General features: G+C 69.1%; 21 protein-coding genes. 10 read left to right on the top strand and 11 right to left on the bottom strand.

Going from position 1 to position 20,320, the window contains the following annotated elements:
- Window positions 1-160 precede the first annotated feature (160 nt).
- The gene (locus tag ACFSXZ_RS22315) at window positions 161-646 is read left to right on the top strand and encodes a PH domain-containing protein (protein ID WP_378267088.1); all 486 of its coding nucleotides are present in this window, start codon (window positions 161-163) and stop codon (window positions 644-646) included.
- The gene (locus tag ACFSXZ_RS22310) at window positions 643-2,142 is read left to right on the top strand and encodes a PH domain-containing protein (RefSeq protein ID WP_378267087.1); all 1,500 of its coding nucleotides are present in this window, start codon (window positions 643-645) and stop codon (window positions 2,140-2,142) included. Before ACFSXZ_RS22315 ends, ACFSXZ_RS22310 begins: the two co-directional genes overlap by 4 nt.
- On the opposite strand, the gene ACFSXZ_RS22305 is transcribed toward ACFSXZ_RS22310, so the two are convergent.
- Window positions 2,129-3,583 (bottom strand): phytoene desaturase family protein, encoded by a 1,455-nt coding sequence (locus ACFSXZ_RS22305; protein WP_378267086.1) that lies wholly within the window; start codon window positions 3,581-3,583, stop codon window positions 2,129-2,131. The genes ACFSXZ_RS22310 and ACFSXZ_RS22305 overlap by 14 nt on opposite strands.
- Before the next feature lie 70 nt (window positions 3,584-3,653).
- Here ACFSXZ_RS22305 and ACFSXZ_RS22300 point away from each other — a divergent pair, with 70 nt between their 5' ends.
- Window positions 3,654-5,045: an NAD(P)/FAD-dependent oxidoreductase gene (locus ACFSXZ_RS22300; RefSeq protein ID WP_378267085.1), complete on the top strand. Its 1,392-nt coding sequence runs from the start codon at window positions 3,654-3,656 to the stop codon at window positions 5,043-5,045.
- Here the strand turns inward: ACFSXZ_RS22300 and ACFSXZ_RS22295 are convergent.
- Window positions 5,012-6,085: a hypothetical protein gene (locus ACFSXZ_RS22295; protein ID WP_378267084.1), complete on the bottom strand. Its 1,074-nt coding sequence runs from the start codon at window positions 6,083-6,085 to the stop codon at window positions 5,012-5,014. The two genes, ACFSXZ_RS22300 and ACFSXZ_RS22295, sit on opposite strands and share 34 nt — an antisense overlap.
- A gap of 152 nt (window positions 6,086-6,237) precedes the next feature.
- Here ACFSXZ_RS22295 and ACFSXZ_RS22290 point away from each other — a divergent pair, with 152 nt between their 5' ends.
- Both ACFSXZ_RS22290 and ACFSXZ_RS22285 read left to right on the top strand, forming a co-directional pair.
- Window positions 6,238-6,927, top strand: a complete 690-nt coding sequence (locus ACFSXZ_RS22290) for a Crp/Fnr family transcriptional regulator (RefSeq protein ID WP_378267083.1) — start codon at window positions 6,238-6,240, stop codon at window positions 6,925-6,927.
- A 59-nt stretch (window positions 6,928-6,986) separates the two neighbouring features.
- Window positions 6,987-7,706, top strand: coding sequence for a Crp/Fnr family transcriptional regulator (locus ACFSXZ_RS22285; RefSeq protein WP_378267082.1), 720 nt, complete (start codon window positions 6,987-6,989; stop codon window positions 7,704-7,706).
- Here ACFSXZ_RS22285 and ACFSXZ_RS22280 read toward each other — a convergent pair.
- A complete protein-coding gene (locus ACFSXZ_RS22280; protein ID WP_378267081.1) occupies window positions 7,696-8,724 on the bottom strand; it encodes a hypothetical protein in 1,029 nt (342 codons plus the stop codon). The two genes, ACFSXZ_RS22285 and ACFSXZ_RS22280, sit on opposite strands and share 11 nt — an antisense overlap.
- Window positions 8,724-9,386 (bottom strand): SMODS-associated NUDIX domain-containing protein, encoded by a 663-nt coding sequence (locus ACFSXZ_RS22275; protein ID WP_378267080.1) that lies wholly within the window; start codon window positions 9,384-9,386, stop codon window positions 8,724-8,726. Before ACFSXZ_RS22275 ends, ACFSXZ_RS22280 begins: the two co-directional genes overlap by 1 nt.
- A gap of 190 nt (window positions 9,387-9,576) precedes the next feature.
- Between ACFSXZ_RS22275 and ACFSXZ_RS22270 the strand changes: the two genes are divergently transcribed.
- Both ACFSXZ_RS22270 and ACFSXZ_RS22265 read left to right on the top strand, forming a co-directional pair.
- Window positions 9,577-10,194 (top strand): transglycosylase SLT domain-containing protein, encoded by a 618-nt coding sequence (locus ACFSXZ_RS22270; protein WP_378267079.1) that lies wholly within the window; start codon window positions 9,577-9,579, stop codon window positions 10,192-10,194.
- 286 nt (window positions 10,195-10,480) lie between these two features.
- Entirely contained in the window at window positions 10,481-11,098 is a 618-nt protein-coding gene (locus ACFSXZ_RS22265; protein ID WP_378267078.1) for an NYN domain-containing protein, read from the top strand.
- A gap of 5 nt (window positions 11,099-11,103) precedes the next feature.
- Here ACFSXZ_RS22265 and ACFSXZ_RS22260 read toward each other — a convergent pair whose 3' ends face one another.
- Both ACFSXZ_RS22260 and ACFSXZ_RS22255 read right to left on the bottom strand, forming a co-directional pair.
- On the bottom strand, window positions 11,104-12,630 hold the full coding sequence (locus ACFSXZ_RS22260) for a purple acid phosphatase family protein (RefSeq protein ID WP_378267077.1): 1,527 nt from the start codon (window positions 12,628-12,630) through the stop codon (window positions 11,104-11,106).
- A gap of 95 nt (window positions 12,631-12,725) precedes the next feature.
- Window positions 12,726-13,409, bottom strand: coding sequence for a TetR/AcrR family transcriptional regulator (locus ACFSXZ_RS22255; RefSeq protein WP_378267076.1), 684 nt, complete (start codon window positions 13,407-13,409; stop codon window positions 12,726-12,728).
- A gap of 97 nt (window positions 13,410-13,506) precedes the next feature.
- Between ACFSXZ_RS22255 and ACFSXZ_RS22250 the strand changes: the two genes are divergently transcribed.
- Window positions 13,507-13,875 carry a hypothetical protein gene (locus tag ACFSXZ_RS22250; RefSeq protein WP_378267075.1) on the top strand — a complete coding sequence of 123 codons (369 nt, stop codon included), beginning with the start codon at window positions 13,507-13,509 and terminating at the stop codon, window positions 13,873-13,875.
- Between the two features lie 42 nt (window positions 13,876-13,917).
- On the opposite strand, the gene ACFSXZ_RS22245 is transcribed toward ACFSXZ_RS22250, so the two are convergent.
- The 4 genes from ACFSXZ_RS22245 to ACFSXZ_RS22230 all read right to left on the bottom strand — a co-directional run bounded on the left by ACFSXZ_RS22245 (window position 13,918) and on the right by ACFSXZ_RS22230 (window position 18,031).
- Window positions 13,918-14,922, bottom strand: coding sequence for an ABC transporter permease (locus ACFSXZ_RS22245; protein WP_378267566.1), 1,005 nt, complete (start codon window positions 14,920-14,922; stop codon window positions 13,918-13,920).
- A gap of 2 nt (window positions 14,923-14,924) precedes the next feature.
- A complete protein-coding gene (locus ACFSXZ_RS22240) occupies window positions 14,925-15,848 on the bottom strand; it encodes an ABC transporter ATP-binding protein (protein ID WP_378267073.1) in 924 nt (307 codons plus the stop codon).
- A gap of 156 nt (window positions 15,849-16,004) precedes the next feature.
- Entirely contained in the window at window positions 16,005-16,607 is a 603-nt protein-coding gene (locus ACFSXZ_RS22235; protein ID WP_378267072.1) for a class I SAM-dependent methyltransferase, read from the bottom strand.
- Window positions 16,608-16,642: 35 nt separating this feature from the next.
- Window positions 16,643-18,031, bottom strand: coding sequence for an FAD-dependent monooxygenase (locus ACFSXZ_RS22230; RefSeq protein ID WP_378267071.1), 1,389 nt, complete (start codon window positions 18,029-18,031; stop codon window positions 16,643-16,645).
- Between the two features lie 70 nt (window positions 18,032-18,101).
- On the opposite strand from ACFSXZ_RS22230, the gene ACFSXZ_RS22225 reads away from it, so the two are divergent.
- Window positions 18,102-18,677 (top strand): TetR/AcrR family transcriptional regulator, encoded by a 576-nt coding sequence (locus tag ACFSXZ_RS22225; RefSeq protein WP_378267070.1) that lies wholly within the window; start codon window positions 18,102-18,104, stop codon window positions 18,675-18,677.
- Here the strand turns inward: ACFSXZ_RS22225 and ACFSXZ_RS22220 are convergent.
- Window positions 18,671-19,819 carry an MFS transporter gene (locus tag ACFSXZ_RS22220; protein ID WP_378267069.1) on the bottom strand — a complete coding sequence of 383 codons (1,149 nt, stop codon included), beginning with the start codon at window positions 19,817-19,819 and terminating at the stop codon, window positions 18,671-18,673. The two genes, ACFSXZ_RS22225 and ACFSXZ_RS22220, sit on opposite strands and share 7 nt — an antisense overlap.
- Before the next feature lie 146 nt (window positions 19,820-19,965).
- On the opposite strand from ACFSXZ_RS22220, the gene ACFSXZ_RS22215 reads away from it, so the two are divergent.
- Complete coding sequence (locus ACFSXZ_RS22215) at window positions 19,966-20,316, top strand: carboxymuconolactone decarboxylase family protein (RefSeq protein WP_378267068.1); 351 nt, start codon at window positions 19,966-19,968, stop codon at window positions 20,314-20,316.
- Window positions 20,317-20,320 lie beyond the last annotated feature (4 nt).

The raw sequence follows: 20,320 nt of genomic DNA, 5'->3' as shown, positions 1-20,320 counted from the left end.
GGCTGCACCGGCCCCGCTTCGCAACCCCGGGCCGCGCCGGTTCGTAAGCAAGGTGGATTTACTACGAATCATCCGTGGTAAATCCACCTTGCTCCACTACGAGTCACCCGCGAAAGGGACATTCGTACGGGAGCACGTGGGGCCTGGCATTGTTGACGGGGTGAACGAACTCCTGCGGGCTCCGGCGAACGCGGTCAGCCGACGGGCGGTGCCGTATTGGACGGTCCGGGCGGCGCTGGGGTGGCTGGCCCCGCTCATCGGATGTTCGGTCTGGCTGGTCTTCGGGGCCACGCGGGAAGTGTCCGCCGTCACGCTGGTGGTGATCGCCGCCGTGGCGCTGGCGCACCTGGTCGTGATGCCGCGATGGCGATACCGGGTCCATCGCTGGGAGACCACGCCGGAAGTGGTCTACACGCAGTCCGGCTGGTTCAATCAGGAACGCAGGATCGCCCCGCTGTCCCGGCTCCAGACCGTCGACACCGAACGGGGAGTCATCGAGCGGATCTTCGGGCTCGCCAACCTCACCGTGACCACGGCGTCCGCGCGAGGGCCGGTGCACGTCCACGGACTCGATCTCGCCACCGCGCAACGGCTCGCGGCCGAACTGGCCGAGCGCACCCAGGCGACCGCCGGGGACGCGACGTGACCTCGCTGCCGGCTCGCACGGAAACGGAGGTGGCCTGGAACCGGTTGAGCCCGAAAATGCTCGCGGTGCATCCGGTGCAGGAGGCGATCCGGTTCCTGCCGGTCCTCGTCGGCGTGGTGTTCATCGGCAACGACGGCCGGGGGCACGTGTGGGGCCTGGCCGGGCTGGCCCTCGCGGTCGCGGCCGGGCTGCTGCGCTGGTTCACCACCACCTACCAGGTCACGCCGACGCACGTCCAGGTGCGGCGCGGGCTGTTGCGCAGGCGCGAACTGTCCGTGCCCCGCGACCGGATCCGGTCGGTCGACCTGACCTCGCATCCGATGCAGCGGGTGCTGGGACTGAGCCGGGTGGTGATCGGCACCGGCCGGTCCGATCGCGGCGACGAGGGGGTGACGCTCGATGCGCTGTCCACGGCCGACGCCGCCCGGTTGCGGCGGGAACTGCTGTATCGGTCCACTGTGGACGCTGCGGGCATCGAGGACGTCACGACGCCCGCGCCCGCCATCGCGACCTTGTCCCCCAGCTGGATCCGGTTCGGCCCGTTCACCCTGTCCGGTATCGCCACCATCGGCGTCGTGGTGGCCACGGCCGCCGACGCCTTCCGCGGAGACCGCACCGGTTTGGCCGGATTCGGTCTGCTGCGGTCACTGGTGAGCGGCCTGGCGGCGCAGCCGGTCGCGCTGCTGCTGGCGGAGGTCGCCGTCGGCGCCGCGATCGTGGTGGCCGTGCTGTCGGCGATCGCCTACGTGCTGGCGTTCTGGAATTTCCGGCTCGTGCGGCAGGAGGGCACCCTGCACGTGACGCGGGGCCTGCTGACCACCAGGTCGACCACGATCGAACTCCGCCGCCTGCGCGGTGCGGAAATCAGCGAGCCGTTGCTGCTCCGCGCGGTCGGCGGGGCGCGGTGCCTGGCCATCACCACCGGGCTCCGGGTCGGCCGTGGCGCCGAGCACGGCGGGTCCGTTCTCCTGCCGCCTGCCCCGGTCGCGGAGGCGGAGCGGGTGGCGAGTGAGGTGCTGTCCGACCCTGCGCCGGTGACCGCCAGGCCACGGCGGCACGGGCCACGGGCTCGTCTGCGCCGTCACGTCCGGACGGTCGCCTTCGCCGCGCTGGTCACCGGTGCCCTGGCGGGGGCCTGGTTGACGGCAGCCTGGCCTGCCTGGCCATGGCTGGGGGCGCTGGCGCTGTTCCCGGCCGGCGTGGTGCTGGCCGAGGATCGCTACCGCAACCTCGGGCACGCGCTGTCGGGCGGCCGGCTGGTGTTCCGGCACGGAAGCCTGGTGCGCCGCAGGTACATGCTCGCCGGCGAGGGCGTGATCGGCTGGACCTTCCGCCGGACGTTCTTCCAGCGCCGCGCGGGCCTGGCCACGCTGACCGCGACGACGGCGGCCGGACACCAGCACTATTCCACAATGGACATTCCGGTCGAACGAGCCGTCGAACTCGCGGAAGCCGCCACGCCCGGCCTCCTCGAACCGTTCCTCATTCGACGCTGAGCGAAGGCATGCGGCGGACGCCGAACTGTTCCCGCAGCACGGATTTCGCCGCGTAGTAGCCGCACATCCCGTGCACGCCGGGCCCGGGCGGGGTGGCCGCGGAACACAGGTAGACGCCGTTCAGCGGCGTGCGATAGGGATTCCATCGTGGCGCCGGCCGGGCGAAGAGCTGCCGGAGATCGATCGCGCCCACCGCGATGTCTCCGCCGACGTAGTTGGGGTTGTACGCCTCCAACGCCGGCGCGGGCGTGCTTTGACAGGCGAGCACGGTGTCGGAGAAACCGGGCGCGAACCGCTCGATCTGGCCGCGGATCACCTCGGCCGGGTCGATCGGGCCGCCGTTCGGCACGTGCGTGTAGGCCCAGACCGGCCGCTTGCCCGGCAGGCCTCGCGAAGGATCGGCGCCCATCGGCTCGGCCAGCAGCACGTACGGATCCCGCGGCCGTTTTCCTTGGGCGACCGCGGTTTCGCTCGCATAGACCGCCGCCTGGTCGCCGCACAGGTGCACCGTCCCCGCCTTGCGGAGTTCCGGGTTGGCCCACGGGATCGGCTCGGACACCAGGAAGTCCGCCTTGGCCGCCCCCGGTCCGTACCGATAGGACTCGAGCCGGCGGCGATAACCTGCCGGAAGCAGATCGCCCGCGATGCCGAGCACGCCACGGGGACCCACGTCGAGCAGCACGGCGCGGAACTTCGCCAGTTCCCGCAGGTCGGTGACGGGGCTGCCGAGGTGCAGGATCCCGCCGTGGGCAAGGAAATCTTCGGCCAGCACGCCCGCGATCCGGCTGCTTCCCCCTTCGGGCAGCGGCCAGCCGGTGGCATGCGCGAGATGGCCGAGCAGCAGGATGATCGCGCCTCCCGGCAGGCTGGGCAGCCTGCCGATCGCGTGCCCCGCGATCCCGGCCAGCATCGCGGGCGCCTCCGCTCCGGTGAACAGGTGCCGCGCCAGTGGTGTGCCCTGGGCGAGGACACGTGCGGGAAGCCGCAGCAGGGTCGTGAGGTGGGCGGGAATCCGGCGAAGGTCCGAGAACACGGTGTCCACCACCTCGCGGCTGTGTTCGACCAGCGGTGCCATCAGGCGGCGGTATCGCGGACCGTCCACACCGAGCGCGGCACACGTCTCGTCCAGGCTCCGGTACGCCAGCCCGGCACGGCCGCCGTCGAGCGGATGCCCGTACGAGACCTCGGGCAGGCACATCCGGACGCCGCGGGCGGCCAGGTCGAACTCCCGGAAGAAACGTGCGGCCTGCGCCATCGGGTGCACCGCCGAACAGATGTCGTGGATCACGTCCGCGTCGAACAACGACTTCGACCGCATCCCCCCGCCGAGGTCCGGCGCGCCTTCGCGGATCTCCACCCGTAACCCGGCGCGAGCCAGGATCACCCCGGCCGCGAGCCCGTTCGGTCCGGACCCGACCACGACGGCGTCAGCGGAGCTCACGCTGTCCACGATAGGCGCACACGCGGTCGTGCACCCGGTTCCGCCCCCGAGCGGCGCGTAGCATTGTTCCGTGGAAACGGTGACCCTGGTGGGTGCCGGGATCGTCAACCTGATCACCGCGCTCGAACTCGTCCGTCATGGCTACGAGGTGACCGTCTGCGATCGGGCTCCCGACCCGCGGTCCGATGCGGACTGGACGGCCTACGGCTGCACTCGTGGCGGCGGTGACGGCCGGATGTTCACCCTGACCGAAGCGGACAGCTACCACAACCGCTCCTGGAACCCGGACGGCACCTCGAACCGCCTGCTGGAGCGTCCCGTCTCCGACCACGGCTGGCTGGTGGCCAAACCCGGCAGCCTGACCGGACCGGAGCTGCGCTGGGCGGCGGACTTCCACCGCATTCCGCCAGGCCTCGCGGAGATCTACAACGACGACATCTTCGAGGTGAACCGGACGGCCGGGGACCGATGGCGCGAGTTGGTCTCCGACGAACCACGACTGTTCTCCGACGACACCGGCTACGCCGACGGTATCCTGCGGCTGTACACCGAGAGTGAATATTTTCAGTGGCATCTGCGGCGCAACAACCGGGTCGGGGCGACGCGCCGGGTGTTGTCCCCCGGAGAGATCGCCCAGGATTACCCGGCGCTGTCGGCGGCCTGCGCGGACGGGACGATCGCCGGCGGGATCGAGGTGGTCGGCTTCACGGTCAACATCCACCGGTTCGTGGCACGGCTGGTGGACTCGCTCGAGACGGCCGGCGTCCGGTTCCGGTGGCGCACCGAGATCACCGCGATCCGCTGGGCCTCCGGAGTCGTGGATGGTCTGGACACCGCCGGCGGGGAGACCGTCCAAAGTCACGGCTATGTGCTCAGTCCCGGTGCCTACGGTGACGAACTGTTGAAGGGAACCCAGTCACACCACCGGATTCAGGGCATGCTCGGCGTCTGGTTCACCGTGCCGAACGTCGAGCCGCAGCTGGCGCGCTCACTGAAGATCGCCCGGAAGGGACACCGCGCGGAGGAAACCAACGTCACCCTCGCGAAGGACGCGGACGGCCGGCCGGTGCTGGTGTGCGGGTCCGGCTACGGCTGGACAGGCCTGAATCCCGGGAACATCGACTCGACCGAACTCGACGTGCTCTTCGACTCCCTGGAGGACACGCTGCGCCGGTTCTTCCCGGAAGCGCACGCCGCGGCGCGGGCCGCCGGAACCCTGGACGCGAGCCGCCAACTGTGCGTGCGGCCCTGGACGGCGTCCTGTCTCGGCGTGTTCGAACGCATCGCGACCGCGGACGGCGGATCGCTGATCGTCACCGGTGGGCACAACACGGGTGGCTTCGCGCAGTCGCCGGTGGTCGCCGAAGCCGTGGTCGCGGCTTTCCAGCGGCGGCCGCACATGATGCACGAGCGGTACGACCCGAGGCGCTACGAAGGTTCGGCCAGTTTGAGGATGACGTGATGGTCCTGGCCGTATTTCCGGATCAGCAACTCGTTCACGACCTGGTGGGTCTTCGCCGTCGCGTCCACCGGGACCAGTGAGTACGGCCCGCGCTCGTCGGGCTCCCCGGCGACGTTCCCCTCGATGGTCCTGACCACCAGCCCGCCGACCCCGTTCTCGGCGTTGTCGGCGACGATCCGCTGACCGCTGATGTAGACGTCCTCGTCGTAGGTCACGAACCCCACCCGGTAACGCTTCTCGTCCGGGCCGGAGTCGGTGACGACGGTGATTTCCCAGAACTGCTCCAGGGTCCTGGTGCTGCGCGCCCGCCACAACTCGTCGAACTTGTCGCCGACGAACTGGCCGAGCTGGCTTTCCGGGTTGGTCAGGTACTGCGTGGCATTCCACGAAGTCACGCTGACCGGGTAGAAGGACACGATGACCTGCTTGTCCACCTGGTACATCTGCACCGGCGGCAGCGCCGAATAGACCCGCACCTCGATGTCGCCGCGATGCGCCTCCGGGATGTCCGCGTGCACGAAACCGTGCAGAATCCGCAGGTTGTCCAGGATGTCCCCGATCACGTTCGTCTGCCGCAGCAGGTCGTCCGCGCGTTGTTCGGCGGCACGCGCGTCCGGGCTGAGCAGGAGCATCCGGATCCTGACGCGCTGTTTCAACGCGTCCCGCAGCGCGTCGAGGAAGCGCTCGCGGAAACTCTCCTGCAACAGGTCGGTCCACAGTTCCAGGATCTGGATCTCGCGTTTGGCGTCGGCGGCCTGGCGGACGAACCCGGTGCGGTCGAAGTTGTCACGGACGGATTCGCTCTGCCGGTCACCACGGGCCAGGAACGGGGACACCGCGAACAGCACGACGATCGTGCCGATGAGATCGGCGCCGAGGTTCAGGCTGAGGTTCTTCCCGTAGTCCGGCAGCGAGCTCGACCACAACAGCAGCAACGCCACGACCGCCCCGAGCCCCACGGCGATCCAGAGATAGGCCCGTCGTCGTTGCAGATAGGCCCAGACATAGTTCGGCCGCCGGGGCCTGCTCCCCTCGGTCACCGCGCCGCCCCCCGCTCACTCGTCCACGCTCGTACGGTGTACGGGTATATCACGCTCAGGCCCTCGTGCTGTCGTGAAAACAGGCACGGGCTCTAGGCTATCCGGGCGTAGGAGCTGGTGCTCGCGGCCGATTCGCAGTTTCCTATTCAGACATGGGATCTCAGCCCTGGCCGGTGAACGGTCTGCTCGCCACCTTGTCACCGGCCACCCGCGACGAGCTGCTCGCCCTCGGCACGCGGCGGCAGTATCGCCCTGGCCAGGTTCTCCTGCGTGAAGGCGAGCTCTCCACCCATGTCCTCCTGCTGGTGCAGGGCTGCGTGAAGATCACCGCGACCGCCCCCAACGGTGGGCTCGCGCTGCTGGCCATCCGGATGGGCGGGGAGATCATCGGCGAGCTCGCCGGTCTGGACGGACAACCGCGCTCGGCGACGGCCACCGCGGCGGGCACGGTCCGCGCCCGGGTCATGCCTCAGACCACCTTCCACAACTTCCTCACCCGGCACCCCGACGCCGCGCTGGCGGTCGGCCGGACCGTGGGGGCGAAACTGCGGTGGGCCACCCGGCGGCGGGTCGACTTCAGCGGCTACGACGTTCCCGTCCGCGTGGCCAGGGTGCTGGCCGAGCTCGCGGGGGCCTACGGCGAGCGGACCGGCTCCGGCGTCGAAATCCGGGTCCCGCTGACCCAGCCCGAACTGGCGGCGCTGGTGGGTGCCGCCGAGCCGACCGTGCACAAGGCGCTCGCGAAACTGCGCCGCCGTGGGCTGATCGTGACCGGCTACCGGCAGATGACCGTTCTCGACCTTGCCGAGCTCCGGGCGACGGCCGATTCGGCCGGAGAATGACCTCGCGAATCCCTTCGTAATACGGCTTTCCGGCTCCCGGGAGCGGGCACAGTGGGCGGGTGGGATGGGGGAAGGAGGCGGGGCTGACGCGAACCGATTGGCCAGAGGGGAGCCTGTTGTCCCGGCTGCACCGCCGCGATCGGGACGCCCTGTTGCGGCTGGGCGTCCCGATCTCCTACGCGGCCCGGCAGGCCGTGCTGCGGCAGGGCGAGGAAGGCGACCACGCACTGCTTCTGGTGTCCGGGCAGGTCAAGATCGTGGTGAGTACCCGGCAAGGGCGCGAGGTGCTGCTGGCCGTGCGCGGACCGGGTGACCTGCTCGGCGAAATGGCGGTGCTGGAACGGAGAAAGCGCTCCGCCAGCATCCTCGCCGGAACAGCCGTGGTCGCCCGTGTCATCGGCGGTGCGGAACTGAGAGAGTTCTTGAGCCGCCACAACGACGTCTGCCTCGCGGTGGCCCGCGCGGTCAGCGAACGGCTGCGGTCGGCGGATCGCGACCGGGTGGACTTCGTGGTGTGGCCGGCCCCGGCCCGGATCGTCCGCGTGCTGCTCGAAATCGTCCGCCGGTTCGGCAGGCAGACCCCGCACGGCTGGGATATCGGCGTTCCGCTGACCCAGGCGGAAGTGGCGTCACTGGCGGGTACCGCGCTGAGCACGGTGGAAAAGACGTTCCACGCCATGCAGGAGGCCGGGCTGGTCCGGCAGCGGTACCGGCGGATCGTGGTCACCGATCTCGGCGATCTCGGCCGGTTCGGCGAGCACCCTCCGGTCAGGAACTGAGGTGGATCCACGCGCGCTCTTCGAAACCCTTGGCGGGCACCGTCACGTCGACGGACGCGAATTCCGCGGTCACCACATGGTCGGCGACGACGTCGCGGTACAGAAGATCGGGCACGATGAGGGCGAAATCCGCGCCGGGCCGCCCGTCGAGCGCTTTCCGCAGGACATCGCTGTCCAGCAGACGGTGCACGGCGATGGTCGCCGTGCCGACCCAGCCGTTGGGTCCCGGCGCCACGTGGCCCCGGTGCAGGGCGACGCGCAGCCGTAGCCGTGCCCGTTCGGAGAGGTCGGAATTGACCCGCGCCAGTTCTGTTCGCAAACCCTCGACCAGGCGCGGGATCACCACCGACTCGTCGAGGCCCGGGGGCAGGATCGCGAATTCGCCGTCACCCGACTGCTGGAGGTCGACACCGGTCTCGTCGACCCCCGCGTACGCGCGGGCCCGGGCCAGCACCGCCACGAACCGCTGCTGTGCGCGCAGCGCCTCGGGGGTGCCGAATCGGCTGTAGCGCTGCATATCGGCCGCCAGGCACAACCGCACCGCGGCAGTCCGGTGAGATTTTCCTTGAGAGAAAACAGTTCCCGTCCACCCCTGGGGCGGACGCAGGGTGAACCGCACGGACTCGGTGGCGCGCCGGTGCTTGCGTCTCGCACCGAGGCGCAGGGTGGTCACGTCCAGCCGCGCCGTACCCGTGAAAGCGTCCGCGGTCGCCGGTCCTCGCAGGAGGGCATATGCCTCACCGGTGAGCGGGATCGGTGAGTTTCCCTCGGGATCTCCCAGCGTCCAGCCGAAAACGCCGCCGCCCAGCACGCACACCGCGGCGGACGCCGCGTCCTCGGCGGACAGCCGCAGGTCGGCGGCTTCGATCCGTGGTTCGTCGAAGCGCACCAGCAGAAAGGCGGCGACGTAGGCCGAGTCCGGCGCGAGCTCGAATCCCAGCCGCATCGCGAACACGTCCGGGTCGACCGGATGTGCGGTGGGCCCGACGAGGGTGGCGGGCACGTTCGCCTTGGCCATCACGGGATCGCCGGGACGTCCGGCATCATCCGTTCGCCTCCGGCCAGGAAGGCGCTCTGCGGTGCGATCAGGGCCGCCTGCTTCCGGCCGTGGCGGATATCCTCCCTGGTCACGCCGATGACGCCGGGACAGGACGGATCCGCGGCGGCCTCGGTCAGTTCGCGGGACAGCCGCAGCGCGGCGCTGTCCGCGGCCAGCAGGTCGTACACCTCGAACCGGCGCATCTGCCGGAACGGCTTGCCCACTACCGGTTCCGGCCCCTCCACCACGGTGCGCACGGCGGTGAAGGCCAGGCCCGGCACGTAACCGTCCAATCGCGACAGTCCGACTTCGGCGAGCTCTTCGGTGAGCTCACGGCGAAGGCATTCCGCCGCGTCTTCCCGGTACGCACCGCTGTCGAACCATTTCAGGAAGCGGCGAAGGGACCCGTCGGGCAGATATCCCCGAAGGTCCCATTTCATCACGTTCGGCCGGGGGCCACCGCGCTCCTCGGAGAATTCGAGGGCTTCCAGAATGCGCACGGCCGGGGGAAAATACTTGATCACCCCGCCCGGCGGGCCGAACGCGCCGGGCCGGGACGGCGAATGGAAAAGCACGTACTGCTCGTCGTCGAAGAGCCGGAGCAGAACGCTGAACGAGATCCGGATGCCGCTGACGGCCATGACTCACCGTGGCACAGCCGCTCACCGCGAGGCAAGGTCGACGAGATCCCGGTACGGCGACTCGCGCCGTGGCGGTGCGCCGAACGGGTGGCGCGGAGGCCGGGCCACTCGGCGCGCACGGGGCACCCGGACGGGTGGCTCTCGGCTTTCGGTAACGCGTTCCGTACCGGAAAGGTGCCAGACTGTCGGCGTGAAAAACGCCAGGTGGGGAGTCGTCGCGGTCGCGCTCGTGCTGACAGGCTGCGGTCTGACGCCGTCCAAACCGGCACCGTCGGCCCCGGCGAGTCCCCCGCTTGCCCCGGCGAGCATCACACTCCCCGCCACCCAGGATCCGGCGGCCCTGGCTCCGCAGGTCGTCCGCTACGCCCGGGAAGCCGGCGTCGACCCTCAGTTGCTGATGGCCATCCTGTACAACGAGTCGTACAAGCCGCATGATCCGGACTCCGAGCGAGCGTGGCAGAAGATCAAGCCCGACGCGGCGTTCGGGGTCGCCAACATGCACGAGGCCACCTTCGACCAGACCAAACAGGGCCGTCCGTTCGCGAAACGCGCCTGGCAGGAACTCCCCGACGACCCAGGCCTTGCCATCGAAGCCGCCGCCTGGTACCTGCACGACCTGAATGCCCAACTGCCTTCGTCACACCCGCAGTACACCGGCAACGAACTGCTCGCCCTGGGCTACAACGCCGGTCCCGGCAACATGAAGGCCTTCGCCAAGGGCACCAAGCCGGGCTCCGACTCGCAGTCCTACCTGGACCGTCTCCACGACAACTGGGACAAGGCCGCCCGAGCCCTCAGTCACGCCTGAGGCGAGCCGCCCGGACCACGGTGTCGTACTCCTATGCTTGAATAAGTCACCTCTGACGGTGCGAGAGCGCCGGATCGACAGCTCAGGACCCGAAACGAGCGGCTTGCCTCCTGCCGGGTCCCGAATCGCGACGTGCGGGATCCCCCGAACATCAGCCCGCTCGGTTCATAACCGGTAAAAAACGACGGCCCTCATAGCTGAGGGCCGTCAGGTCGGCACTTCCGCGCCGACGGGGTATGGACCCACTATAACCCAATTTCGTCCGCCACACATCACAAGGAGCACGGTGGCCACGGTCATCGCCTACATCGACGGCTTCAACCTGTACCACGGCTTGCACGAACGATACCGACGTCACTGTCTGTGGCTCGACCTGCTCGGTCTCGTGCAGCGCCTCCGCCCCCGTGATGAGATCATCACGATCAAATATTTCACTGCCCTCGTCGTCAACGCTCCTGACGCCGCTGATCGACAGGGCATCTATCTCGACGCTCTCCGGGCCTACTCCGGCAGCACCCTCGAAATAGTCTTCGGCCGTTTTCAGGGCAAGGCGCGGAGCTGTCGGGCCTGCGGCAGCTCATGGACGCATTACGAAGAGAAGGAGACGGACGTCAATATCGCTGTTTCCCTGGTTGCCGACACCGCAGCGGAGGCCTCGGACATCGCCCTCGTCATCTCGGCCGACAGTGACCTGTGTCCGGCGATCAGGACTGCTCGTTCCCTACCCGTTCAACGGGGCATGATCGCCGCATTCCCCCCTCGCCGAAGCTCCTTCGAAATCCGCGGTCTCATCCCGGCCGCCTTCACCATCGGCCAGGACAAACTGCGGAAGTCTCTGCTGCCCGATCGGGTGACCGATCCCGCCACGGGCGCCGTTTTCAAGCTCCCGGACCACTGGTACTGAACGGATCACCCACGCCGGGGGCGGGTGAGCGTGAACTGGTCCACCGGGACGGTCGCGCCGTAGGGGCCGGTGACGGCGTGGTACGTGACCGCCATCGTGGTGTGGCCGCCCGGCTTGCCGGGGTCGACGTCGAAGGACGCGAAGCCGTAGGCGTGGTCCGGGTCGCGGAACGCCGACCACGGCGCGTCTTCCATGACGTAGATCGGCGGCCGTTTGCCGGTGCTCGGGTCGGCCGCCCCGACGCCGGTGATCACCCGGCACTGTGCGGGCGCGAAGAACAGTTTGTTCGATGGCGCCGAGGTGCCACCGCCGCCGATCACCATGTGCACCGTTCCGCGCGAGGTGTCGACCACGTCGGTGCGCGTGTCCGTGGGAATCGGTGTGCGCGTGTCGTTCGGCTGCTGGCCGCGGATGGGGTGCGAGCGCTCGTAGTGGTGTTCGTGCCCGCAGACCACGAGGTCGACCCCGTATTTGTCGAACAGCGGCACCCAGCTTTCCCGGATACCGAGGTCCGCCCCGTTGAACTTGTCCACTGTGGACACCACGACCTGGTGCATGCAGACCACGACCCAGTCGATCCCCGGGTCCGACCGCGAACGCGAGAGTTCGGCTTCGAGCCAGCGCCGCTGGGCGCCTCCCGAATAGCCGTGCACGTAGGAGTTCCCGCCGTCCTGATAGGCCACGTCGTCGTTGTTCACGCTGATCACCCGCACCGATCCGGCGGTGAAGGCGTACCACAGCCCGCGCGTTTCCGGATCCGAATCCGACGCCGGCAGGCTGAAATAGGCCTGGTACGCGCCGTACCCGATCGGGCCGTTGCCGAGTTCGTTCTCGTGGTTGCCCGCCGCCGGCATCCACGGCCGGTACCGCGCCGAGCGGCTGTTGTTCTCGAACCAGTCCGACCAGGTCCGCACCCGGTCGGTGGCGAGGTTGGCGTAGCAGAGATCCCCGTTGACGAGGTGGAAGAGCGGGGCCGCGCCCTCGACGGCGGCCGTGACGTCACCGGCGAACGGCGAACCGAGGTTGTCGTTGACATACGTCGTGCCCGACAGTTTGCCGAGCGTCGGGGTGCCCTGGTCGCCGAAGCTGGTGAACCGGAACGGGGCGCGACCGCGCGGCGCCGTGCGAACCGTCCCGAGTTCGGGCGCGGCGCCTTCGTGCTGGGCCGCGTACACGTAGTCGGTGTCGGGCCGCAGGCCGGTCAGGCGCGCGTGATGCACCTGGACCTCGGTGCCGGACTTCGCGTCCCGGTAGGTCGTGGTCTCGGCTTCGACGGTGCGCCCGAAGCCGCCGTCCGGGGTTCCGAGGAGCACGCGCGGCCGGGCCACCGAGGCGGTGGAATGCCACGACACGACGGCTTCGCGCGAAGCGTCGGACCCGAACTGGAGATGCAGCCCCGACACCGGCGGTGCACCCAGTGCCCCCGGCCGCCGCCAAAGCTCCGGCGACGCGGCCGCCACCCCGGGTGTGCCCAGCAGTACCGCGCCACCCGCACCCGCCGCCAACAACCCACGCCTGCTGATTCCGCTCATGAAGCGAGATCCTCGGCGGCACGGGTGAACACCAGATGAACGCCGCCCCAGCTTTTCCCGCCCCGGCTGGAAAGGTTTCGCCGGTACCAGCCCGGTTACCGTGCGGAATCCCTCGGGCAAAGCACCTCGTGGAGCCTGACCGGGATCGGCCGCGGAAGAGGTGCGGACGTGCGGGACCCGTGGGCGCTGACCGCGTCGAGCAGGTAGGCGGCCAGACGCCGGGACGCCGCCTCGGTGGATTCGATACCCGCGGCGACGACCCCGTAGTTGGCCCTGAGCAGCAGGAAAAGGTCGTCCGGAACGAAGTCGGCGCGTAACCCGCCGCTCGCCTGTGCACGCCTGGTCAGCTCCGCGAAACCGCGGATGGCGTGGTTCCGCCTTCGCACGATGTCTTCCCCCACCGGAAACGCCGCGACGAACGCGGCACTGAAGCCGCGATCGCAGGCCTGCATGGCACACACCGTTTCGATGAAGAAGCGAAACCCTTGCCACGGATCGGGATCCGCCAACGCCTTGTCCACAATAGACATGCAGGCGGCGAATTCCTCCGCGAAGACCTCGGTGACCAACGCCTCCTTGGTCGGAAAGCGACGGTAGAGCGTGGCGACGCCGACGCCGGAATGCCGGGCGATCGTGGCCATCGGCACGTCCAGCCCTCGTTCCGCGAACAACTCGCGGGCGACCTCGATGATGCGCTCACGGTTCCGCACCGCGTCCACGCGCAGCCCCCGCTCGCCGACGTCGGTTTCGGTCGGCCGCTGAGATATCCCGGTGCTCATCCTTCTCACTTTACCGCAAGTGGATGGCACCCTCCGATTTCTCTGCTAGCGTCGTGGTAGCTCAGTGACCAGCGGAAACGTGTCATCAGGAGGTTTTGTGGACTACCGGACGGTCGTTCGAACGGGAGCCGGCCGAGTCAACGCGCGGGTGCTCGCGCTGCGCTCGTCTCGGCGGTGGGGACCGCTGGTCCGCAAGCACCTGACAGTCGTCACCTACACCGGACGACGCACGGGACGCACGTTCAGCATCCCCGTCGGCTACCGGCGCAAGGGAGACGTCGTCACGATCCGCGTCGGCCTGCCCGACGCCAAGACCTGGTGGCGCAACTTCCTCGGCGAGGGCAACCCGATTTCGGTGGAACTCGACGGAACCGATCGGCAGGGGCACGCGGTCGCCCGGCGCGACGAGAAGGGCCGTGTCACGGTCACCGTCCGCCTGCATCCGAGCGACCGCACGCCCTCCTGATGCCGCATTCAGCCGAGGTCGTGTCGCGTGTGGACAGTCGCATCAGGCGATACGCACGCCTCGCCGCACGGTGTGCACCGGAGCGCGCAGACGCCGGGTAGTGGTCCATACCGCGCCCACGCCCAGAAGTACGTCGAAACCGAGCCCGTACGGCCACACCGGCGAACCGTCCGGAATGGAACCGTGCTGTCGTTGCGGGGTGGGCGTCCGCATCAGGCGGGCGGCGTAGCCGAGTGCGCTCAGCGGGTCGAGGCTGGTCGAGGGCAGCATCTGCTGCGCCTCCGGATCCCACTTCAACGGCGGTTCGGGCGCCGCGTCGGCCAGCACCACGAACGGGTTGGGCGCCAGCAGCCACCACACGTCCTCGGTATGGGGTTCCATGGTCAGCCCCGAATTCTGGCCCGGCATCGTGGACGCCGGTTCCGGCCGCTCGGTGAACGCGACGGTGGCCAGCCCGAACGCGATCAGCGTGCCCCCGGTGAGCGCGAACACCAGCAGGTAGGAAAGCAAGGTGGAGGTGATACCGCGGTCCAGCAGCGCGGAAAAGCCCTGTGCCACCGCGCAGATCACGCCGATGAGCGCGGCGACGACCAGCAGCACGACGGCGGCCCGCCCCACGCCCACGCCTCCTTCGAAGACCGACCACACCACGAAGGGCACTGTCAGCGCGAGAAAAACCAGGCCTGTCCCCCAGGATGCGACGAGCTTGCCCAGTGCGATGTCCACCGCGGACAGCCGGGTGACCTGCACGGTGGCGAGCGTGCCGCGTTCACGGTCCCCGTTGATCGACTGCGCGGTCAGCGCGGGCGCCACCAGCAGCGACAATCCCAGTACGAAGATCATCAGCCCGCCGAACAGCGGAATCCCGGCCGGTCCGTCCGCGTCGACGGTGGCCAGGCCGAGCCGCAGCAACACGGTGAAGCCGCCGACGACCACCAGCCACGCGAACAGCAGCCACCGCCACCGTCCGGTCCGGAGCCGGACTCGGAACTCCTGCTTGGCAATGGTCATGATTCCCTGGTAGCGCAGGGAAATGGTGTCCTTCATGCTCACGATCGCTCCTCGGTGAAAGCCAGATACGCCGACTCGAGTTGACTGCCCACGGGCGCGAAACCGATCACGCGCACACCGTCGGCGACCAGTCCGCTCAACAGGTCGGCCGCCGCGGACTCCGACGCCACCCTCACCCGGACCTCCGACGCCGCGGCCGGCGCCTCGTACGGAACCGCGCGCCGGGTCAGGGCCGCGACCAGCGCCTCGTTGTCCAGCGCCCGCACGCGGAACTCCGATTCCGTCGCGGTGCCGAGTTCGCCGACGCGACGGTCGCTGACCGCGACCCCGCGATCGACGAACACCACGCGATCCGCGATCTCCTCGAGTTCGCTGAGGATGTGGCTGGACACCAGCACAGCCACCCCCTCGGCAGCCTGCGCACGCAGGAGATCGCGTAGCTCGACCCGCGACCGCGGATCGAGGCCTGCCGCCGGCTCATCCAGCAGCAGCACTTTCGGCCGGTGCACCAACGCGCGGGCCACCCCGAGCCGTTGTTTCTGGCCCCGGGAAAGCACGTGCACCGGACGATCGGCGAATTCCGGCAGGTGCACCAGTTCCAGCAGTTCACTCACCCGCGCCCGGGCCTGGTCCCGGGGGATCCGGTACGCCTCGCAGAAGAACTCCAGATACTCCCGGGTGATGAGCTGGTCGTAGACGCCGAAGGTGTCCGGCATCCAGCCCATCCGGGCTCGCACCGCCTCGGCGTCGGCGACCGGGTCGATTCCGGCGATGCGCACCTCACCGGAATCCGGGGCCAGCAAAGTGGCCAAAATCAGCAGAAGCGTCGTCTTCCCCGCTCCGTTGGGGCCCACGAGAGCGGTCACTTCGCCGTACGGCACGTCCAGGTCCAAGCCGCTCAGGGCCTCGACCGTCGCGAATCGCCGGCGCACGCCCCGGGCGAGAACACCCGTGTCCGCCATCAGTACTCCTCCGTGTCAATTTGTCTGCTGTGCTTGACGCGCGGGATACCGATGCGGTTCTCCGGCAACAGAACTTCAGGTCTGCACGACCACGACGAACAGGAATTTCTGCCTTCGAAGGAAGAAACCTTTTCCGAAAAGTCCCGTGCGGACAACCTATTCGCGGGGACGGTACGCGATGAGCTGCGCGGCGGTGGTGGAGGCGCGACCAGGCGGTTCCCAGGCCCAGGTACGGACCTCACGGAAGCCGGCGTTCTCGGCCGCGCCCGCGAGCGCGGCCGAGCCGCCGGGCAACCACTTCGCGTGGGCGGAGAGCAGGATCCGTCCTCCCGGCCTGAGCACCCGCTTCAACTCGGTGAACGCGGCAGGCCAGTCGGGCCAGAGCATGACGTTGTTCACCGACAACACCACATCCACACAGGCATCCGGTTGCCCGGTGTTCGCGGCGTCACCCCGCGCCAGTTCGACGACGCCACGGTCGATCAGCGCGGCACAGCGCTTCCGGCACGCTGCCAGCATCGTGTCGGAAGGGTCGACGCCGACCACGTGACCGGCACGCGTCCCGGCGGCATGCAAACCGACGCCGGGACCGGGCCCCAGGACGAGCACCGCGTCCTCCGGTGACAAGTGGGCGAGTTCGGCCAAGTGCCGTTCCGTGGCCGCGTTTCCGCGTGCCATCAACCAACCGCCCATGCGGCCGAGCACGCCCCGTGGATGGCCGAAACCCCGGTCCGCCAGTCGATCCCCGAAACCTGCCATCCCGGCAGAACATCACAACCGCGCGGGGCGCGGAATCAGGGTTTCCCCCGATTTTCGCGTGTGCCCACATATCCGTCGGGGCGGATGGCGAACTCGTCGCCGTCGGAAGCGTCGTACGCGGCGAAGGCGTGTCCCTGTGCGTCCACCAAGAAATCTCCCGGCACTTCCTGTCCCGGCCGGATCACCGCATGACTGTGCGCCTCCGCGGGGGCCGCACCACCGAACACCAACCGAGTCGCATGTGGACCGCGGAACAGGTCGAACAGGCGGATTTCCTTGCCGTTCCCGTCGGTCAACGGGGCGTCCGGGGCGCGGTCACCCGGCACGAGCCGGCCCTGCGTGGTGCGGTAGCTGATGTCGAGTTGCCAGGTGTCCGCACCACGCCGGTGGGCATCCTCCTCACCGTCGGTGTATTTGCGCAGCAACTCGGTAGTCAACCGCAATACCCGCATCGCGACCCCGCGCCGTTCGGTTTCGTACGTGGCAAGCAGTTCAGGCGAGCCGTCGGCGAGTTTCCAGCCCAGGTTGTAGGCATCCTGGACACCCGTGTTGAGCCCTTGACCACCGGTCGGCGGGTGCACATGCGCGGCATCGCCGGCCAGGAACACGCGGCCGACCCGGAACCGCTCGGCCAGCCGCACGTTCTGCCGCCAGAGCGTCGACCAATCGAGCCTGGTCAACCGGACGTCGGCGCCCACGGAATTCAGCCGGGCACGCAACGCCTCGAGCGTCGGTGCGTCGCCGTCTCCCATCATGGCGAACTGGAAAAGATCCGTACCGGGCAACGGGCTCAGCAACACTCCGGACGCCGGATCCGCCTCGGTCGTGAACCAGTGGCCGTGACCGGGATCCAGTTCGGCGGCGACATCACCGATCAGCATGGTCATCGACTCGTCGGTGGTGCCCTCGAAGGCGATCCCGAGCGTCTTGCGTACGAAGCTGGCCCCACCGTCCGCGCCCACCAGATAATCGGCGCGGACGACCTCGCCTGTCGCAAGTGTCGCGACAACCCTGTCGGCGTCCTGCTCGAAGCCGGTCAGTCCCGCATCCAGTTCGACGCGGACCCCGAACTCCGCCAACCGGTCACGCAGGACCGCCTCGGTCCGCGACTGGCCGAGCACGTACCCGTTCGGGTACGGCACGTCCGGCAACGACTCGCTCAGCTCGGCAGGCCACCGGTAAGTCACGAACCTCCCGTCGAAATACACGCGGGTCGCCACCCGAGGCCCTCCGGCGGCCAGCACGGCATCGACGACTCCCAAGTCGTCGAACACTTCGAGGGTGCGCGGCTGCAACCCGTCGCCCCGCGAACCGGCGAAGTAGGAGGCCGCCTTGTCGACCACGCGCACTCCGACTCCGCGACGCGCGAGGTCGATGGCCAGGGTCAACCCGGTGGGGCCGGCGCCGGCGATCAGTACATCCATTACTGAATCTCCATTCACTGAATTTAGATTCATCATGATCCTTGCTAGCGTGCGGTGTCAAGGAGGTGCCGTGAATCGGAAGGCACAGGCGGCCGAGACCGCGGCCGCACTGAAATCGGCGGCGAAACGGTTGTTCGCCACCCGCGGCTACCTGAACACGAAGATCACCGACATCACCACGGAAGCCGGCCGCGCGGCGGGGTCGTTCTACAACCACTTCGCGAGCAAGGAAGAACTACTCGAAGCCCTCCTCGCCGACCTCGACGCGGCGAGCGACGACGAAGTGGCACGCGAAGAGCACAACGCGGACTTCACCGATCCCGCCGCCGTGCGCTTCCATGTCGCCGTCTACTGGAAGGTCTTCCACGAGCACGAGGCCACGATCCGCGCGCTGCGTCAGGCATCACTGGTCAGCGAGGAATTCGAGCGCAAACTCAACGAGTCCGTGCGACGCCAGATCACAGAGCTCGCCGGGCACCTCGGCTCCGTGGCCAAGCTCCCGGCCCCGCCGGGAGTCGCCATGGCGATGATGTTGGCCTTCATCGACGGCTTCGCCCAGACCCGCCGCGACGATCTTCCGGACGAGGACATCATCGAAGCTCTGACCAGGTTCGTCTACCGGGGCCTGAACGGCTTCGACTACTGACGGGCGCCCGCCACGGCCAGCCCCGCGACGGCCAGCACGACGGCCAGGCCGAGGAAGCCCGTGCCCAGCGTGGTCACCGCGATCGCGCCGACGAGCAACGGTCCGCCCGCGTCACCGATTTCGCGACCGACTTCGGCGGCCCCCATGGTCCGGCCGAGCCGTTCCGGCGATGTGACGGTGGCGAGGTGAGCGAAGCCGAGCGGTGTCGTCAGGCCCACCCCGACGCCGATGGTCACCGCCGCGGCCACCACGCCGACCGCCCCGGGGACGAGCGCGGCGACCACCATCCCGGCGGACGCCAAGGCAAGCCCTCCGGCCATGCCCCAGCCGTCGCGCAGACGCCCGGTGTCACGGGCGCGGCCTGCCCACGGTTGGACGAGGGCGGAACACAGGGCGAGCAGCGACACCGCGGCACCGGTGACCAGGAGCGGAAGCCCCGCGGCGGCACCGGTCACAGGCAGGAAGCCGACGCCGACCGCGAGTGCCGCGGTGCTCGCGGCCAACGCGCAGGTGGGACGCAGGAAACCGGGACTGGCGAGACGACGCGCCAGGTCGAGCACGGTCTGGCGGCTACGGGGCAACGGTGGCACGGCCGGCACGCCGAGCGTCACGCAGCCGGCGACGACGAACGCGAGCGCCGCGAGTGTGCCGAAGAGCAGCGGAAATCCGCCCACGGTGATCAGGGCACCGCCCAGTAACGGCCCGAGGGTGTAGCCGACACTCTTCCACGCCCCGTAGCCACCGAAGGCCCGGCCCTGCCGCTTCACCGGTGACAGTCGCGCCACGAGCGCGCCGGCCGCCGGGGAGAACGCCGCCGCGGCGGCCCCTTGGCCGAGCCTGGCCAGCCCGACGGCAGCCGGGTTTCCGGCGACCACGAAGGCGGCGGACGCGAGCGAAAAGGCGAGCAGCCCACCCAGCACGACGGGACGCGCGCCGACACGGTCGGCCAGCGAACCGAAGACCGGCTTGAGGATCACCTCCGCGCCGTCGTAGACGGCCAGCAAGAGTCCCAAGGTGAGAAGAGAAGCGTGTTCACCGCGGGTGTAGGCGCCGAGGCTCGCCGCGATACTGTGCGCGCCGAACGCCGTGACGAATCCGGCCGCGTACAACGGCCACAGCCGCGTCGGGGACTCCGTACTCATCGGCGCTCGTCCTCCCTGCTTCGGGGGAACCGCAACACATCCGGTGGACCGACGCAACCGCGTCACGGGTACGGGCGACCAAGGCCGTCGCCGAAAGGGACCAAGGACCGCATCCGCCTGACGGCGGGCCCACGCATCGTGGAGACATGACGAACTATGGCGCCGCGGTGCGGGAAGAACTCCGCCTCCCGACACGCGAGTTGCGGCACGCGATTCCGCAGGTGTACGCCGGTTACAAGCAACTGAACGACGCCGCGCTCGCCGACGGCGCGCTGACCCCGAAGACCAAGGAACTGATCGCCCTGGCCATCGCGGTCAGCAAGGAATGCGACGGTTGCATCGCCGCGCACGCGCACGGCGCCGTCCGCCAAGGCGCGACCCCGGCGGAGGCGGCCGAGGCCATCGGCGTCACCTTCCTGATGAACGGAGGCCCGGCCACCGTGTACGGCGCGCGAGCGTATTCCGCCTTCGTCGAGTTCTACGACAGCAAGGCTTAACGGG

It is taken from the genome of Amycolatopsis pigmentata (genome assembly GCF_042684065.1).
Lineage (GTDB): Bacteria > Actinomycetota > Actinomycetes > Mycobacteriales > Pseudonocardiaceae > Amycolatopsis_E > Amycolatopsis_E pigmentata.
This window is presented reverse-complemented; position numbering and strand designations above follow the sequence as displayed.